This is a genomic window from Lysobacter sp. SCRH-1R (genome assembly GCF_057747855.1).
The window spans coordinates 1969820-1987585 of the sequence record NZ_CM173227.1 but is presented as its reverse complement, the minus strand read 5'-3'; the positions used below and the strand labels follow the sequence as shown (position 1 = coordinate 1987585).

Below are 17766 nucleotides of genomic sequence, written 5' to 3'. Positions count from 1 at the left end.
CCCCACCCTGCGGAGATTTAGCGGATGAGCCTTTCCCCCCTCGACGTCGGCATCGTGCTGGCCTACCTCGCAGGCATCTTCGTGCTGGCGCAGTGGGTCTCGCGCGAGAAAGGCGGGCACCAGAAGTCGGCGCAGGACTACTTCCTCGCCAGCCGCGCCCTGCCCTGGTGGGCGATCGGCGCGTCGCTGATCGCGGCGAACATTTCCGCCGAACAGATCATCGGCATGTCCGGCTCGGGCTATGCGATCGGCCTTGCCATCGCGTCGTACGAATGGATGGGCGCGGTGACGCTGCTGATCGTCGGCAAGTGGTTCCTGCCGATCTTCCTGCGCAACCAGGTCACGACGATGCCGCAGTTCCTGGAGGAACGGTACGGCAACCGCATCCGCACGCTGATGGCGGTGTTCTGGCTGGGGCTGTACGTGTTCGTGAACCTGACCTCGATCCTGTGGCTGGGTTCGATCGCGGTGTCGCAGGTCGCCGGCCTCGACCAGACGGTGGCGCTGGTGCTGCTGGGCCTGTTCGCCCTCGCCTACCAGCTGTATGGCGGACTCAAGGCCGTGGCGCTGACCGACATCGTGCAGGTCACGCTGCTGGTGCTGGGCGGATTGCTGGTCACCGGCATCACGCTCGGGCAGATCGGCAACGGCAGCATCGTCGCGGGCTTCCACACGCTGTGGACCACGCATCCGGCGAAGTTCGAGATGATCCTCGACCCGTCCAACCCCTTCTACAAGGACCTGCCGGGCCTGTCGGTGCTGCTGGGCGGCTTGTGGATCGCGAACCTGAGCTACTGGGGCTTCAACCAGTACATCATCCAGCGTGCGCTGGCGGCCAAGGACATCCGCGAGGCGCAGAAGGGCGTGGTGTTCGCCGCGTTCCTGAAGCTGCTGATGCCGGTGATCGTGGTGCTGCCGGGCATCGCCGCGGTGATGCTGGCGCCGTCGCTGGAACGCCCCGACGCGGCGTATCCCACGATGATGCGCCTGCTGCCCAGCGGCGTGCTGGGGCTGGTGTTCGCCGCGCTGGTGGCGGCGATCGTCGCCTCGCTCGCATCGAAGATCAATTCGGTCGCGACGATCTTCACCCTCGACTTCTACGCCAAGCGCAACACGGACGCGTCGCAGCCGAAGCTGGTGCGCGTGGGCCGCATCACCGCCGCCGTGTCGATCATCGTCGCCGTGCTCACCGCGCGTCCGCTGCTGGGCAGCTTCGACCAGGGCTTCCAGTACATCCAGGAGTTCACCGGCTTCTTCACGCCGGGCATCGTGGTGATCTTCCTGCAGGGCCTGTTCTGGAAGCGCGCGAACGAGGCCGGCGCGCTCGCCGCCGCGATCGGCTCGTTCGTGCTGTCGCTGGTGTTGAAGCTGTGGTGGCCGGACCTGCCCTTCATGGACCGCATCGGCATCGTGTTCCTGCTGTCGTTCGTGCTGGCGACGGTGGTCGCGCTGATGACGCCCGCCAGCGGCGCGCGCGACCGCATCCGCACCGACGACGTGAGCTATGCGTCGGCGCCGTCGTTCAACGTCGCGTCGCTCGCGGTGCTGGCGATCCTCGTCGCGCTGTACGCGACGTTCTGGTGATCATGATGATGCGCACGCTGCACCGAACCCTGCTGGCACTCGCCGTCCTCGCCTTCGCGCCCTGCGCGACGGCGACGGTGAAGTGGACCGACACCGCCACCGTCGCCGAAAGCAGGGCTGCATGGGGCCGGCTCGCACGCCTTCACGACGGCCGCTGGCTCGCGGTGACCACGCGCTTCCACGACGATGCGCCGAGCACGCTGGCGATCTCCGTGAGCGACGCGCGCGGTCGCGAATGGACGCCGCTGTCGAGCGTCGCCGAGCCGGGCCGGAAGATCGACAACGGCGAGCTGTTCGTGCTGCCGGGCGGGCGCGTGCTGCTCGGCATGCGTTCGCTGATCGACGGCGAGTCGTACCGCCTCAACGTGCACGCCAGCGACGACGGCGGCCGGACCTGGCGTTTCCTGAGCACGATCGACCGCAACGAAGACCCGCGCGGACGCAAAGATCGCGGCGTGTGGGAGCCGGTGTTCACGCAGCTCGCGGACGGCACGCTGTCGGTGCTGTACGCCGACGAGACGCTCGCCGACGGCACGCCGTCGTACAACCAGGTCGTGTCGCAGCGGCTCTCGCGCGATGGCGGCAGGACCTGGGGCGCGAAGTCGATCCTCGTGAAGGAACCCGGCGGTGGCAAGCTGCGTCCCGGCATGCCGGTGATGTCGCGAATGCGGGACGGCCGCTACCTGCTCGTGTTCGAGACCTGTGGCGACGACCCACAATGCCCCGTGTCGACGAAGACGTCGAAGGACGGCGTCACCTGGCCCGAAGGCCTGGGCACGCCGCTCGCCGGCCAGCGTTGCGGCCCGCAGCTGACGACCACCACGCGCGGCACCGTGTTCGTCACCTCGTGCCAGAACGAAGTCACCTTCAGCGACGACGATGGCGCGACCTGGCAGCGCGTGACGCAGCCCGCCTGGCCGTTCGGCTTCCGTCATACGTGGCCGGCGGTGTACCAGTTCGGTCCGGACGAGATCGGCGTGATCAACGGCGTGCCCGGCGGCGGCGTGAAGATCCGCTTCGGCACGTTCTGATGGCGCGGCCCGGCGATGCAGCCGGGCCGGCTGAACGGATCGGCCCTCCACACGCGACAATCCGCTCCAGGCGGCCGATAATGCGCGCCCTGCCACGCGCGTTCGCGACGGCAGCACGGAGATCCCCACGCGTCATGTGATCGCACGACCCCTTTCGCAGAACCCGTAGCCGGTCGACGCGCCCGCGTCCACCGCCGTTCTGATCGCCGCGCGGAACCGTCCGCCGGCCGATGGAGGTCGCCCATGACGCACGCGCACGTTCGCGTTTCCAATCTCTGCTTCGCCTGGCCGGATGGCACGCCGGTCTTCGACCATCTCGCTTTCACGCTCGGCGCCGGGCGAACCGGCCTGGTCGCGCCCAATGGCGCGGGCAAGAGCACGCTGCTGCGCCTGCTCGCGGGCGAGCTCGCGCCCGCGTCGGGCACGATCGAGCTGTCCGGCACCGTCGGTCATCTGCCGCAGCAACTGGTGCATTCCGGCGAACTGCGCGTGTGCGAGGTGCTGGGCGTGGCGAAGCGGCTCGACGCGCTCGCCGCGATCGCTTCTGGTTCCGTGGAGCCGCAGCTGTTCGACATCGTCGGCGACGACTGGGATCTGGAGGAGCGCACGCGCACATCGCTGGCGCGACTCGGGCTCGATCACCTCTCGCTCGATCGCCGCCTGCACACGCTCAGCGGCGGCGAGACGATGGCGCTCGCGCTGGCCGCACAACAGTTGCGCGCGCCGCGCATCCTGCTGCTGGACGAGCCGTCGAACCATCTCGATGCACGGGCGCGCGAACGCCTGTACCAGGCGATCGAGGCGTGGGACGGGTGCCTGATCGTGGCCAGCCACGATCGCGAACTGCTGGAACGCATGGACCGCATCGCCGCGCTGGAGACGTCGGAGCTGTCGTTGTACGGCGGCGGCTTCGGTTTCTACGACGAGGCCGTGCGCGGGGAAGCCGAAGCGGCACAACGCGACGTGCGCCAGCTTCGCCAGGCAGTGAAGCGCGAACAGCGCGAACGCCAGCAGGCGCGCGAGCGCAACGAACGACGCACCGCCAATGCGAACCGCAACGCGCCCGATGCGGGACTCGCGCGCATCGTCGCGGGCAATCGCAAGCGTGCCGCGCAGGTATCGGCCGCGCGCTCCGACGAAATCCACGCGGACCGCATGGCGGATGCCGGCGAACGCCTCGCGACGGCGCGACGTTCGCTGCGCGAGGAACCGGATCTTTCCATCGAGCTTCCCGCCACGCAGGTTCCGTCCACGCGCCTGATGTTCTCCGGGCAGGGATTGCAGGTGATGCACGACGGCCGTGCGCTGTTCGCCGGCGACGGCATCGATCTGCATATCCGCGGTCCCGAGCGCATCGCCATCGAAGGGGCGAACGGCTCGGGAAAGACGACGCTCGCGCGGCTGATCAGCGGCGACCTCGCGCCGCACGCCGGCCGCGTGCGACGCGGCGAAGGGCGCGTCGCGCTGCTTTCGCAACGGCTGGAGGCGCTGGATGCGTTCGATGGCGCGGGCACGCTGAGCGCCTGCTTCGCCGCATGCACGCCGCAGCTGGGCGAAGTCGAACGCGCGAACCTGCTCGCGCGGTGGCTGTTCCGTGGCGCGCAGATGCACCTGCCCATCGCCGCGCTGTCGGGCGGACAACGGTTGCGCGCCTCGCTCGCCTGCCTGCTGCACGCCTCGCCCGCGCCGCAGTTGCTGGTACTCGACGAGCCGACGAACAACCTCGACCTGTGGGCTTCACGCGAGCTCGAACGCGCGTTGCGGGGCTATCGCGGCGCGCTGGTGGTGATCAGCCATGACGCGGCGTTCCTGGAGGCGTTGGGGCTTACGCGGCGACTGGTGTTGCGCGATGGGGTGCTGGTGGCGTGATGCCGGTGTGCCCGGAGGTTGCGGGCCTGGGTCCCGGCCTTCGCCGGGACGACGGGTGGCTGATGCGTTGAGGTGATGGCGCGCGGATCAGCGATCCGCGCCCGGCGCCCTCACCGCTTCCAGCTTCACTTCGACGCGACGGTTCGGCAGCAGGCACTCGTGCAGCGCGGCCCGGTCGCGGAGGCCTTCGCACGACTGCACCTGCTCGGTGTCGCCCCGGTATTCATAGGCGATCAGCGCCGGATCCACGCCCTGCCCGACCAGATACGCCTTCACCGTTTCGGCACGGTCGCGCGACAGCGACTGGTTGTAGTCGTAGCCGCGACCCTGCATGCGATCGGCGTGGCCGACCAGGCGCACGGCAGCGATCGACAGGCCTTCCTCGCGCACGCGCCCGAGCGCGCGATCGACGGTGCCGAGCGAATGCTCGCGCGCGTCGGCCAGGCCGCGACGGTCGAACTCGAACAGCACGTTCGCCGTCAGCTGCACCGGACCCGCCGGCGCGACGCCGCCGCAGGTGCGCGCCATCGCCTCGGCATCGGCCACCCTGTCCTCGGCGATCTGGATGTACGGTTTCGCGTGGCGCCACTGCTGCTGGTTGTATTCGTTGCCGGCGTGGACGAGTTCGACTTCGCCGCACGCCACCGCCTGCTGCGCGCACGCGAAACCCGGGGTGCCGTGGATCGCGCCCAGGCGCTTCCACAGGTCCTCGCGCACGCGCGCGGCGCCGTTCACCAGCGGCGTTCCGGTCGGGATCGGCGACACGCCCTGCTCCATCGCGACGATCAGCTTCTCCGACTCGGCCAATGCTTCCTGCGGGAAATCGCTGCGATCGTTGCGCGTGTACTCGTGGAACGACACGTCGAGCCAGCACTGCGCCTTCGACAGTGCATAGTCGCGCACGGGACGCCCCGCGTCGTTGAGCGCCTGGATGCGGTCCTGCGTCTGCTGGTAGGTCGTGTGGTCGCTGTAGATCGCCTCGTCGCTGATGCGCGCCTGCTGCGGCGTCAGTTCGGCGGCGTGCGCCAGGCCCGTGAGCGCGAGCGTCAGCGCGGCCACGGTGAGTGCGTTGGTGTGCTGGGTCATGGCCTTCATCTCAATGCTGGGGTTCGCGGTAACGGCGGTCCTCGCGGCGGAACAGGTCCTCGTCGAACTTGAACCGCAGGCGCAGGAACAGGCCTTCCTGTGTGTATTCGTATCCGCTCAGATCGTCGTCGCCGCGGAAGCCGGTCCAGTTGTAGCCGGCCGACAGCCACAGGTTCTGGCGCAGCAGGCGACCGACTTCGAAGCCGGCGGCGTACTGGTTCGCGCCGTCCTGCCCGCGGAACGACGCGGCGAGCACGCCGACGTCCCACTTCTCGGTGATGTCGTACACCGCGCGGCCGGAGACGAGCACGCCGCGGAAACGGCTTTCCACGCGCTGGCCGTCGGCGTAGATGAACTCGTCGCGCTGCCACTTCGCGGCGACGCGGCCGGTCAGCCACCACGGACGCGACGGATGCCAGTCCGCATGCGTGCTGACGATGTGCGCCGCCACGCGCAGGTCCTGCCCGCCGTCACCCGAACTCGCGCTGCCGGTCACCAGCCCGCTTTCGTCCTTCTCCAGCTTGTACTCGTAGCGGGCGAGCGCGTTGACGCGGTTGCGATCGGTATCGCGATACGCCACGCCGAGCTGGAACCGGTCCTGCAACACATCGCCACGCGCGGCGTAATCCGTGCGCAGCAGGTAATTGCGGGCGAGCAGCGTCCAGTCGCGATTGAGCTTGCGCGCGGCCATCAGCTGCACCAGCGTGGTGTCGAAACGCTCGTCGGTGTCGGTTTCGCGGACGTCGCCGGAGATGCGGTACTCCACGCGCGCCGCACCGCGCCACAGCGGATTAGCGCTGTAATCCAGCGCGAACGCCAGGCCGGTCGCGTCGCCGGTCTGCCCGTCGTAGACCTTCACGTGTTCGGCCGAACTGCTCAGGCGCAGGCCTTCGCGGATGTCCCACTGGTTGCGGATGCCCGACGCGGCCTGCAGGTCGCGGCCGGAGATCGCATCGCGCATGCGGTATTCGGTGAACGCCTGCGTGTCCCGCAGGTAGCTGCTGTCCACGCCGAGCACCAGCGCATCGCTTTCGCCATGCGCCTGCGCGATGCCGTACTCGCTGGTCAGGCCGGTCTGCTTCTCGTAGCGGCCATACAGTCGCGTGCGTTCGCGCCACTGGTAATCGGCGCCGAGCGCGACGCGGTTGCGATCCTCGCCGCGCACGTCCTGCTCGGCTTCGCCGCCGATGACGATGCGGTCGGTGATCTTGTAACCGGCACCGAGGCGCACCGTGTCCGACGACAGTTCCGTGCCCACCGGCAGGTCGCTCGTCGGCACCGTGCCGTTGCTGCGGATCACCGGCAGGCCGCTCAGCGGATCCAGCGGCTGCTGGCCGTAACCGAGCGCACCGCCTCCCGCGCCGGTCGCATAACCGCCGCTCAGTCCGCCGGTGTCGCCGAACGGCATCTGGCTCGACCACGTCGAATACGCGCCCACGGTTTCACGGATCGCGCGATAACCGCCGTCCAGCGTGAGCCGTTCGGTCGCCTGGTAGCGCACGCCGGCGCCGGCCGCATCGCGTTCGCCGCCGTCGGGGTTGCGGTCCTCGCTGCGCAGCGCCTCGACGTACAGCTCGGTGCGCTCGCCCGCGCGGTACGTCGCCTCGGCGTTGTATTCGCCACGGCCGCCGTACAAGGGCGATGCCGCATTGTTGAACGCCGGATCGGTCTGCGCCGCGAACACGCGCGCGTCGAACGGCTCGCCCGTGTGCGCGAACTCCAGGCGGTACGCATCGCCTTCGACCTCACCGCTCAGGTCCTGCAGCGCGGGCGTCGAGTACTGGTTGATCGGGTTGGTGTTGACGTCGCTGCGCGTACGCGCGGCTTCCAGCGCAAGATACGTGTTCTTGCCCAGGCGGACGCCGACGTTCGCGCTGCCCATCTCGAACGACGCGAATGGATTGCGGTCGTCGACGTAGCTGCCGCCGATCTCGAAGCGGTCGGTGATGCGGACCTGCCCGTCGGCGCCGACGACCCAGAACTTCTCCGTGCCCTGGTCGAGCTCGTACGTCACGCGCAGCGACACCGGATTGAGCCCGCTGTCGAACGACGGCAGGAACTGGTTGAGCAGGATGCGTCCGGAGAACGGCTCGAAGCTGTAATCGACCAAACGCGCGAGCGGACGCACGGAAACGATGCGCGAAGGCTGGTTGCGATCGCGCACGATCACCTCCACGCGCTCGCTGCCTTCCAGCACGGCGTTGTTGCTCAGGCCGTACGGGCCGCTGCCCTGGCTCGGCAACTCGTCGATGACCTGGCGCAGCGAGTCCTCGATCGCGAACACGTTGGTGCGCGCGCGATCGTTCTCGTAGTGCCAGCCCAGGCCGGTGGCCGTGCGGTTGTACGTGCCCAGGCTGCGTTGCGGGATCGCACCGCCGCGCGTGCCCACGCCGGTCGTGTTGGCCAGGCCGTCGCCGGTCTGGAAATCGCCGTACAGCAGGTAGCTGCGCTTGTTGTCGATGCGCACGTACAGGCGCTCGGCCGAGCGCGCATCGAAGCCGCGCAGCGACGAATCGCCGTACACCGGATAGAACTCCTCCGGATCGATGTCGCGCAGCAGGCGGCCACGCACGTCCTTGTCCGAATCGTAGGCCGCGGTGAGCAGGTACTCGCCCTTGATACGACCCTTGACGAAGAACGCGGTGCGCGCGGCGGCGTTCGCCTTGCCGTTGTTGAACTGCTTTTCCCAGCGGCGGATGTCGCGCTCGAAACCGTCGTCGCTGCGCACCGGATCGATGACGCTGTTGCGGTCGCGCTTGAAGTTGACGATGCCTTCGATCAGGCCCGTCGCGATCATCTCGCGCATTTCCGGGAGGAAGCTCACCACGCCTTCGGCCGTTTCGCCGCCGGCGGTGATGCGCAGCAGCACGTCCTGCGGATCGTGTGGCGCGAGCAGGTCGAACTCGGCGACGCCGTCGACCACGCGCAGCTGCACGCCGGGCGTCGCGCGGTCGGCGTCCAGGTGCGCGGGACCGAGTTCATCGGTGCGCGCGCCGGGCAGCTTCACGCGTCCGCCGGAATGTTCGATCGTCGCGAAGCTTTCGCCATGCAGCGGTTCGCCGCCGTTGCCACGGATGCGCACGGTGACGTGCACCGGCGACTGGCCGTCGGCCGGCACGCCGTCGCGATCGAGCTCCACTTCGACCAGCGCGGCTTGCGCGTTGACGGCGTAATCGACGTCACCGGACGCGACGGCGGTGACGCGCGGCGGCGCATCGGTGGCCTGCGGCGCGCGCGGATACAGCGCTTCGGCTTCGCCCAGCACCGGCGTGAAGCGGCCCGGCTGCCCGACGGTCTGGGCGAAGGCCGGCAACGCCAGCAGCGCGCAGGCGAGCGTGGTCATGCGCAGCTTCGGTGCGCGCGGATGTTGCATGCGTGCACGGCTCATGGCTGCGCCTCCGGGTTGCGCGCGTCACTCGTGGTCGATGGCTCCGTCGATCGCGGCTCGACGATGCGCGGCGTCTGCTTCGACGAATCCGTGCCCTGTTGCGGCCAGCGCGGCGACTTGCTGTCGAAACGCAGCGGCTTCTGGTCGGTTTCGGTTTCCGGCGCGCGCACCTCCCCCTGCGTGCGACGTGCCTTCACCTGTTCGAGCACCGGGTTGGAGCAGCTGCCCTCGATGAAGTCGGCGCGATGCAGCTCGCCGTTCTTCAGGTCGATGAAAAGGCTGTCCGCGTCGCCGAGGTTGCGGTTGCTGCTGGTGGTCAGGCGCGAGCCGACCGGCAAGGTCGAGCCGTCGACCTTGAGCGTGTGGCTCTTCGGCGGCAGGCCGCAGTAGCTGTACTTGCCTTCCGAATCCGACACCATCCAGGTGCCGTCCTCGAAGTACATGCGCACGCCCGGCACGCCCAGTTCCTCGCGGTCCTGCACGTGGTTGTTGTTGCAGTCCACGAACACCTTGCCGAGCACGCAGCCTTCTTCGGTGAACACGCCGCCGGTGACGCGCACGCGGTACTCGGCGCGGTTCGATGCCACGGCGCCCGCGCGCGGCTGCAGCGAGTTCGCATCGACGCAACCGCCGGCGATGTTGCAGCCGTGCGCCTGCGCGCGGTTGATGCCGTCGCCCTGCTGGCTGCCGACGCCAACGCGCACGCGGTAGTTCAGGACGATCTGCTCGCCCAGGCGGATGCCGCCGGCCTGGAACGACAGCAGCGGGCCGGGCTTGCCGAGCGGTTCGGGGATCGCCGCCGCGTTCGCGCGCGCCGTGCCTTCGATGTAGGTGAAGCCCGGCGGCAGGCGGTCGAGCACGTTCACCGACGCCAGCGCGTTGCCCGCGGTCTGGCGGATGGTGATCGTGTACAGCAGCGTGTCGCCGACCTCGACCGTCTGGCGGTCGCCGGTCTTGCTGATCGCCAGGCCCGGCGCGACGGCCGGATCGAGCGGGATGTGGTTGTGGATGATCCCCGCGGTGCCGGAACCGCCGACCAGCGTCAGGTAGTAACGCGTCGCATCGCCCACCGCGCCCGACGGCGGCGTGGACTGCGGCTGCACCGGGTACGTGGTGCCCACCCCGCCCGGCGGCGCGAGCGTGCCCGACTGCGGCGCGATCATCTGCGACTGGAAGGTGTAGCCCGACGGCGGCGTGACGGTGAGGCGGAATTCGCAGCTCGCCGGCGCGGCCGGGCCGAACAGGAACTGGTAGAAGCCGTCGTTTCCGACGGTCATCGAGACGCGGTTGCCTTCGACCTCGTACCCGCCCGCGGCCACGTTGAGCAGCGCGGTTTCGGGATCGAACGCCGGGCACACGCCCGCCGGTTCCAGCGTCACCACCGAGTTCGGCACCGGATCGCGCGTCACCGCGTCGTAGACGACGCCGCTCGGATCGATCGGCAGGCTCTGCTGCGGCAGGTTCTCGCCGGAGACCAGCACCACCTCCAGCTGGCTCACGCCGCCGGCGGTGTTGCGGCACGAGGACGCGTGATGGTTCGCCAGCGCGCCGGCGGTGTCGCACTTGGCGACCGGGCCGCGCGCGGTTTCGCCGGTGACGGGGAAGCCCCACAGCGCGCCGGAATCCGGATCGCGGAAGCGCACGTTCCAGCGCACGCCCGGCACGAGGTCGGCCACGCGATAGCTGCCGTCGGCGGCGGTGGTGGTCGTGGCGACGACGCGACCGCTCGCCGGATCGACGACTTCCACCGTCCAGCCCTTCAGGCGGCGATCGCCGCCGTCGAGCCGCACGTCGTCATCGCCGATGTCGAACCACACCGTGCCCGACAGCGAGGCCGCGGCCTGCACCGGCGTTTCGATGCGGCAGGCGTTCTGCGAGATCGCCGGATCGCACACCGGCAGCTTCGAACCGTCGCCTTCGAACGCCGCGCGCTCGGCGGCGGTCGGCACGTGCTGCGCGTCCTCGCCACCGCCCTGCACGATCACCGCGTTGCGGATCGGCGAGGCCGCCGCCGCGCTGGCGGAGACCTTCACCGGCACGGTGATCGCGTCGCCCAGCGTCGCGCCCGAGGCGATCGGCGCGCGGTTCACGCAGCGCAGGCGCGATTCGCCCGCCTTGCCCGTGCACGTCCAGCCGTTGCCCGTCGGCGTCGCCGACAGTGTCACGCCGGTCGGCAGGCGATCCTCGACCGCGTATTCGCCGACGGTCGTCTTCGGGCCGATGTTGCGGACGCGGATCGAGTACGTCGCGGTGTTGTTGACCGTGAAGCGCTCGGGCGTGGCGGACTTGGTGACGACCAGGTCGGGCGAATCGGCGACTTCGCCGAAGTTGTTTTCGATGGAATCCTGACCGGCGGCGACGGCAATGGCCGAGATCGCGGACGGCACGACGGTCTTCGCCGTCGCCGTGCCCACGCTCGCGCCATTGATCGTGCCCGCGGTGGTGATGCCGTTGGTGCTGCCCGGCGGCTGCGTCGGTTCGGTCACCACGTACGTGCCCGGGCGCAGGTTGGGGAACGCGTAGCGGCCGTCGGCGTCGGTGGCGACGGTGACGTTCACGGCGTTGCCGAGTTCGTCCGTGCCGGTCAGCACGAGGTCGATGCCGGCGATGCCGACTTCGTCCGCGGCGTCGATCACGCCGTTGTCGTTGTTGTCGTAGAACACGCGGCCGGCGATGGACGCGCCGCGCTGCACCGGCGTTTCGATGCGGCACGCGTTGTGCGCGATGGCCGGATCGCACACCGGCAGCGTGTCGACGTTGCCAGCGAACGCGTCCTCCTCGGCCTGCGTCGGCACGCGCGCCGGCGTCTCGCCACCGCCGCGCACGATCACCGCGTTGACGATCGGCGACGCGGCGGCTGCGGCGGCGGACACCTCAACCGGCACCGCGATGTCGGCCGGATGCGTGGTGCCCTGCGCGAGGACTACCGTGCTGGTGCAGCGGAAGCGGTTCGCGCCGACGGCACCAACGCAGGTCCAACCCGTGCCTTCCGGCGTGGCGGCGAGCGTCACGCCGGTCGGCAGGCGGTCCTCGACCTCGTACTCGCCGGCGGTCGGCGCGTTGCCGGCGTTGCGCACGCGAACGGTGTAGGCGCTTTCGGTGCCGACGGTGAACGTGCCCGGCGTCGCCGACTTGCTCACGCGCAGGTCCGGCGAATCGGCGATCTCGCCGAAGTTGTTCTCGACCGAACTCTGTTCCGGCGCGAGCACGATGCCGGCGATCGCCGACGGCACGACCGTGCGACCGGTCGCCGTGCCCATCGGCACGCCGCCGATGTTGCCCGGCGTGGTGAGGCCGTTGGTGGTGTTCGCCGGCTGCGTCGGCTCGGTCACCGTGTACGTGCCGGGGCGCACGTCGAGGAAGGCGTACGCGCCGTTCGCGTCGGTGACCGTGGTCAGGCTGACCGGACGGCCGTCGTCGGCGTTGCCGGTGAGCGTGATGGTCACGCCCGCGATGCCGGTTTCGCCCGCATCGATGCGGCCGTCGTCGTCGTGGTCGTGGTACACGCGACCGCTGACGGAGGCCGGCTGGATCTCGCCGAAGTTGTAGCCGGTCGCGGCCTGGTTCACGCCCAGCGCGATGGCGTTGATGGTCGAGGGCACGACCGCCGGTGCGCTCGGCGTACCGGCCGCGGAACCTGCGACCGTGCGGCCGTTGAGCGTGCCGGTCGGCTGCGTGGGTTCGGTGACGGTGTAGTTGCCCGCGACGAGACCGGTGAACGAATACGTGCCGTCCGGACCGGTGGTCGTGGTGAGGTTCACCGGCGCGCCGGTCTGGTCGGTGCCGGTGAGCACGACCGACACGTTCGCGATGCCGGTTTCGCCCGCGTCGACGACGCCGTCGTTATCGACGTCCAGCCACACGCGGCCGGCGATGGACGCGCCGTTCGCCGCTTCGCCGAAGTTGAACTCGGTGCCGCTGGCGCCGGAGGACAGATCGATCTGCGCGATGCGGTCGGTGGTCGGCGCATCGGGCGCGACGCCGGTGCCGACGACGCAGCCGCTGGTGCAGGCCGCGCCGTTGATCAGGCCCGGATTCACCGCGCCCGGACGGTTGACGAAGCTGCCCGCCGGCAGCGGCTCGCGCAGCGTGTAGGGGATGGTCGGGTCGAGGTCGGTGAACTGGTAGAAGCCCGACGCGTTGGTGGTCCGGGTCGCGATCACCGCGCCCGTCGTCGCGTCGAGCAGCTCGACGGTCGCGCCGGCGATCGGCGCGTCCACGCCGGGATTGCGCACGTCGTCGAAGTTGTCGTCGGAGTAGACGAAGCCGGACAGGCTCGGTCGGCGCACTTCCGGGAAGTGGTAGCGCTGGCCCGTGTCCTCCGCGCCCACCACCACGGCGGTGTAGGCCGAGTTCGGCGCGCCGGCGTCGTAGGTGCCGCCCAGCGACGGCGCGCTGGCGCCCGACGCCGGCGGATTCACCGGGCCGTTGACGTAACCGGTCGGCTGCGTCTGGGTGATGGTGTAGCCGGTCGCATTCGACGGCGCGAGATTGGCGAAGCGGTAGTTGCCGCTGGCGTCGGTCGTGGTCGTGCGGTTGACCGCGTTGCCGTAGGCATCGGTGCCGGTGAGGCGGATGGTCACGTTCGCCACGCGCGGTTCGCCGGTGGCGGCCTGCGGCGTGCCGCCGTTGGTGCCGTCGCGCTGGCGGTCCTCGAACACGGTGCCGGCGAGCGAGGAACTGGTGATGTCCAGCCGCACGGTCACACTGTCGTTGGACGGATCCGGATCGACCTGCTCGCTGTCCACGCTCGCGCGGTTGTTGCTGGTGTTGCCCGCGGGCACGTTGTCCCAGCGCGCCGGCACGAGGATGCGCACCCGGCCGGCTTCGGACGGATCGAAGGTGACGTCGCCCAGGTTGCAGGTCACCACGTTGCCCGACCGCGTGCACTGGCCGGTGCCGTTGGGCTCCTGGCCACCGGCGTTGACGCCGCGCTTGCGCCAGGTGATCGGACCGGTGATTGCCACGCCGGCCGGCAGCGTATCGGTGACGACCGTGCCGGTGCCGTTCAACGGATTGGAGCCGCCACGGTCCAGCGACAGGCTCGAACCCGGGCCCTCGTTCACCACGTCGATGACGTAGAAGAACGGCTGCAGGATCGACACCTTCGTCACCGTCGCGGGCAGCGGGACGTTCGGGTCCTGGTCGGCGGCGAGCACCATCGTCTTGCTCACGGCGACGTCGGCGCGCGAGCGGATCGAGGTGTTCTCGCCCTCGCTGTTGTTGCCCGGCTGCGTGTCGGCTTCGTCGGAGCTGGCGACGGCGACGCTGGTGATGGTGTCACCGGTGGCGCCCGGCGGCGTGTCGTAGCGGAAGCGCAGGAAGACCGTGCTGGTCTGGCCCACGCCGACCACGCCGTCGAGGTTGGTGCCGAAGCCGGCGCCCGGCATCACGCAGTCCAGTTCCAGCGGCGCGCCCGTGGTCGGATTGCTGCCGCCGACGACACTGCAGCGCGACGGAGATTCGATCGCGCCATCGGGCGTGAGCGAGGTGCCGAGGAACGTGACCGTGCGCCCCGGCAACGGCGTGATCGTCTCGCGGATGCGCACGTTGTTGGCGACCGACGGACCCTGGTTGGTCACGCTCGTGCGATAGCTGATGACGTTCGCCGACGGCGTGTTCGGGTCGTAACCCAGCGGGTCCTGCCCGCTGGGGCCGAAGCCGGTGTCGACCTGGTTGGTCAGCAGGTCCACCGCGTTCGCCTGGAAGGTGAGCGTGGCGGTCTTCTCGTCGTCGGCGGCGGTGTCGACGGCGTTGTAGTCGAATTCGCCCAGGCCGTCGGTGCCGGTCGACGCGCCGGTGAAGGTGAAATCGGCGACGTTGTCGAAACGACGGCCCGCGCTGCCGCCCGCCTGGTTGTTCGGACGGATGGTGATGGTGACGCTTTCGCCGACGCCGCTGCCCATGTCGAGCGCGGGGCACGTCACGGTGACGGTGCCCGACGAGCCGGACGTCGAATACGAATCGCCGCCCGCCGCGCCGACCACGTTCACGCCCGGTCCGGCCGCGACGGAACACGCGGTTTCGCCGTTGCCACCGGTGGTGCGGTGCGCGCCGATCATCACGAAGCCGGCGTCGTTCGCCGCCAGCGTGAACACGTCGCGGAACACCACGCCCACCGCGGTGGACGGACCCTGGTTGTCGTAGTCGATGCGGTAGACGCTCTCCACGCCTTCGCGGCCGAGCGCGCCGCTGGTGATTTCCTTCTCCAGCGTTCGCACGTTCGCCATGCGCGGGATGCGGACCCAGTCGGACGCCGAGTTGTTGGTCGTGTCGACCTCGCCCACCGCGCCCTCGATGGCCGCGTCCACGCCCACGCCGGCCCGGCCGCAGCGGATGCCGCTGAGCGTGCCGCCCGCGCAGGTCGTCGGGCCCTGGTTCGCGCTGTCGTTGAGCGGACCGGTCACGTGCACGACCAGCGCGACCGACGCACCGGGCACCAGCACGGTGTTGTTCGAACGGCACTGCACGCTGCCATTGCCATCGACGTTGCAGTTCCAGCCGGACGGCGCATCGACGCTCGCGCTGGAGGTGCCGGAGATGAAACCCGGAATCTGGTCGTTGACGACCACGCCGGCGGTCCCGTTCGGGCCGTCGTTGGTGACGGTGAGCGTGAAGTCCACGCCGGTGTAGCCCAGCGGCAGCGTGTTGTCGGTGTTGCCCAGGCCGTTGGTCTGCCTGGTGATGCGAAGGTCGGCGCGTTCGGCGGTCGTGCGCACGCCGGCGCCGGTGCAGTCGTTGGCGGTGTTGCCGTCGACGTCGATGCCGTTGCCGGTCAGCGGTTCGGCCGTGCCGCCGCTGCCGCCGGTGCACGCGTTGTTGATCAGGTCGCCCGCGGCACGCGCGCGCGTGACGATGGTGAGCGCGGGCGCGAGCGGATTGCCGCCGCCGTCGGCGACGGCCAGCGGCAACGTCCCCGGATCGAGCGAGCACAGCACGGTCTGCCGCGTCGACACTCCGGTGTACGGCGGCGCGGTACAGGTCCACGGGCCGCTGGAGGACAGGAACTCCTCGCCCGCCGCGAGTTGATCGGCGACCTGCACCTGTCCCGTCGCCGGACGCGGGCCGAGGTTGCGCACGCGGATCGTCGAGGTCATGCGGCTGTCGCTGTCGTCGCCGCTGCCGCTCCACGTGGTGACGATGCCCGGCGACTTGGTCTTGCTCGCCAGTTCCAGGTCCGCGCCGTCGGCGAGCACGGTGAAGGTCACGCTGTCGGTGTTGTTGGCCGCCACCGGATCGGCGGTGCCGCTGGCGATCGTCGCGGTGTTGGTCTGGTCGCCGCTGCTGCCCTGCCCGGTCGACGGCACCATCGCCTCGATGGTGAAGGTGTCGCTTTCGCCGGCGGCATAGCTGCCCGCATGCGTGCAGGTGCGCGCGGTCTGGTCGACGGTCGTGGTGCAGGTCCAGCCGGCGGGCTGGGTGCCGCCGGTGATCAGGAACCCCGCCGGCATCGTGTCGGTGAGGCTCACGTCCGCCGCGACGCTCGGGCCGCGGTTGAGCGCGGTGAGGGTGAAGGTGATCGGCTGTCCGCCGGTCGCCGGCGTCGGCGATGCGGACTTGGTGATCTCCATGTCCGCGCCCGGCACGACGGTCGCGCCGACGTCGTCGGTGTTGTTGGCGATGATCGGATCGGGCGTGGCGCCCGCGTGCACCGCCGCGCTGTTGACGACGGTGCCGCCGGCGGCGGTCACGCGCGCGCGGAACTGGTAGCTCGCGCTCGCGCCGACCGCCAGCGTGCCGGGATGGGTCGCGTTCGCGCCGTCGAAGTTCCAGCCCGAACCGGTCGCCGGGCCGACGAAGGTCGCGCCGCTGGGCAGCGTGTCGACCACGTTGAAGCCGCTGCTCGCGCTGGGACCGTTGTTGCGCACGGTCAGCGTGTAGGTGATCAGCGCGCCGGCCACGACCGGATCGACGTCGGCGGTCTTGGTCAGCTGCAGATCGCCCGCCGTGGTGAGCGTGGTGGTCTGGCTTTCGCGGTTGTTGTCGACGTTGGTGTCGCTGATGAAGGGCGCGCCGAGCTCCGGCACCTTCACCGACGCCGGCGGCGCCTCGCCGCTGCCGACCGCGCCGTCGATCGAGATCGTCCCGACCGGCATGCCCTGCGTGCTCACCTGCAGCTGGAAGCTCACCGCGTTGCCGCCGCCGAGCGTGCCGAGCACGTCGCCGTGGCTGCACACCACGCGCGTGGCCTCGCCCGCATCGACCGAGCAGAACGCCGGCAGGTTCACCGCCGTGCTTCCGGCCGGCAGGTCGAACACGCTGCGCACGTTGCTGGCGGTGTCGCCGGCGATGTTCTCCAGCGTGACGCTGTAGTTCACCACGCTGCCGGCCGGCGAAGGATCGGAACCGTCGTCGGAGAGGTTCGTCAGCTGCAGGTCGACCGCCCACGCCAGCGGCGACCACGACGCGAGCAGCGCCGCGCAGGCCAGTGCGCGCATGAAACGGCGCGTACGGCCGCGCGCACTCGTCGCGTCGGCTTTTTCGAGCGTGCACAACCTCTCCCCGCGCGCGAAGCGGCGGGCGGAACGGACCGGATCCATGCGTAATCCCCTGGTTTGTCGCAGCGCCGGCATTCGGCCGGCCTGTCTGCTCAGCTCACGGCGTGGCCATGCGGCGGCCCGGTGAACGGGCGCGTTCGCTGCAAGGGATGTGCCAGGAAAAGCGGATCTGGAACGCGACGCGAGGTCGCCATGCAGGCATGGCCGACTCCGCCGGTCGCTGAGCGGGCGGCACTGTAACTGTGACGCAGCGCACGCTCAATGACGAAATCTTTTCGAATCTATCGAATTCTTCCGAACCGACAGATCG

6 protein-coding genes are annotated in these 17766 nt (G+C 69.9%); 3 read left to right on the top strand and 3 right to left on the bottom strand.

Going from position 1 to position 17766, the window contains the following annotated elements:
* Nucleotides 1-24: 24 nt before the first annotated feature.
* The 3 genes from AC3ANK_RS08880 (at nt 25) to AC3ANK_RS08870 (ending at nt 4484) form a co-directional block, all read left to right on the top strand.
* A complete protein-coding gene (locus AC3ANK_RS08880; protein WP_484172777.1) occupies nt 25-1584 on the top strand; it encodes a sodium/sugar symporter in 1560 nt (519 codons plus the stop codon).
* Complete coding sequence (locus AC3ANK_RS08875; RefSeq protein ID WP_484172776.1) at nt 1581-2615, top strand: sialidase family protein; 1035 nt, start codon at nt 1581-1583, stop codon at nt 2613-2615. Before AC3ANK_RS08880 ends, AC3ANK_RS08875 begins: the two co-directional genes overlap by 4 nt.
* A gap of 243 nt (nt 2616-2858) precedes the next feature.
* Entirely contained in the window at nt 2859-4484 is a 1626-nt protein-coding gene (locus AC3ANK_RS08870; protein ID WP_484172775.1) for an ABC-F family ATP-binding cassette domain-containing protein, read from the top strand.
* Nucleotides 4485-4571: 87 nt separating this feature from the next.
* Here AC3ANK_RS08870 and AC3ANK_RS08865 read toward each other — a convergent pair whose 3' ends face one another.
* The 3 genes from AC3ANK_RS08865 to AC3ANK_RS08855 are packed head-to-tail and all read right to left on the bottom strand — an operon-like array spanning nt 4572 to nt 17396.
* A complete protein-coding gene (locus AC3ANK_RS08865; protein ID WP_484172774.1) occupies nt 4572-5570 on the bottom strand; it encodes an OmpA family protein in 999 nt (332 codons plus the stop codon).
* A gap of 10 nt (nt 5571-5580) precedes the next feature.
* Nucleotides 5581-8958, bottom strand: a complete 3378-nt coding sequence (locus AC3ANK_RS08860; RefSeq protein ID WP_484172773.1) for an Ig-like domain-containing protein — start codon at nt 8956-8958, stop codon at nt 5581-5583.
* On the bottom strand, nt 8955-17396 hold the full coding sequence (locus tag AC3ANK_RS08855) for an SdrD B-like domain-containing protein (protein ID WP_484172772.1): 8442 nt from the start codon (nt 17394-17396) through the stop codon (nt 8955-8957). The genes AC3ANK_RS08860 and AC3ANK_RS08855 overlap by 4 nt, the downstream gene beginning before the upstream one ends.
* Nucleotides 17397-17766: the final 370 nt, after the last annotated feature.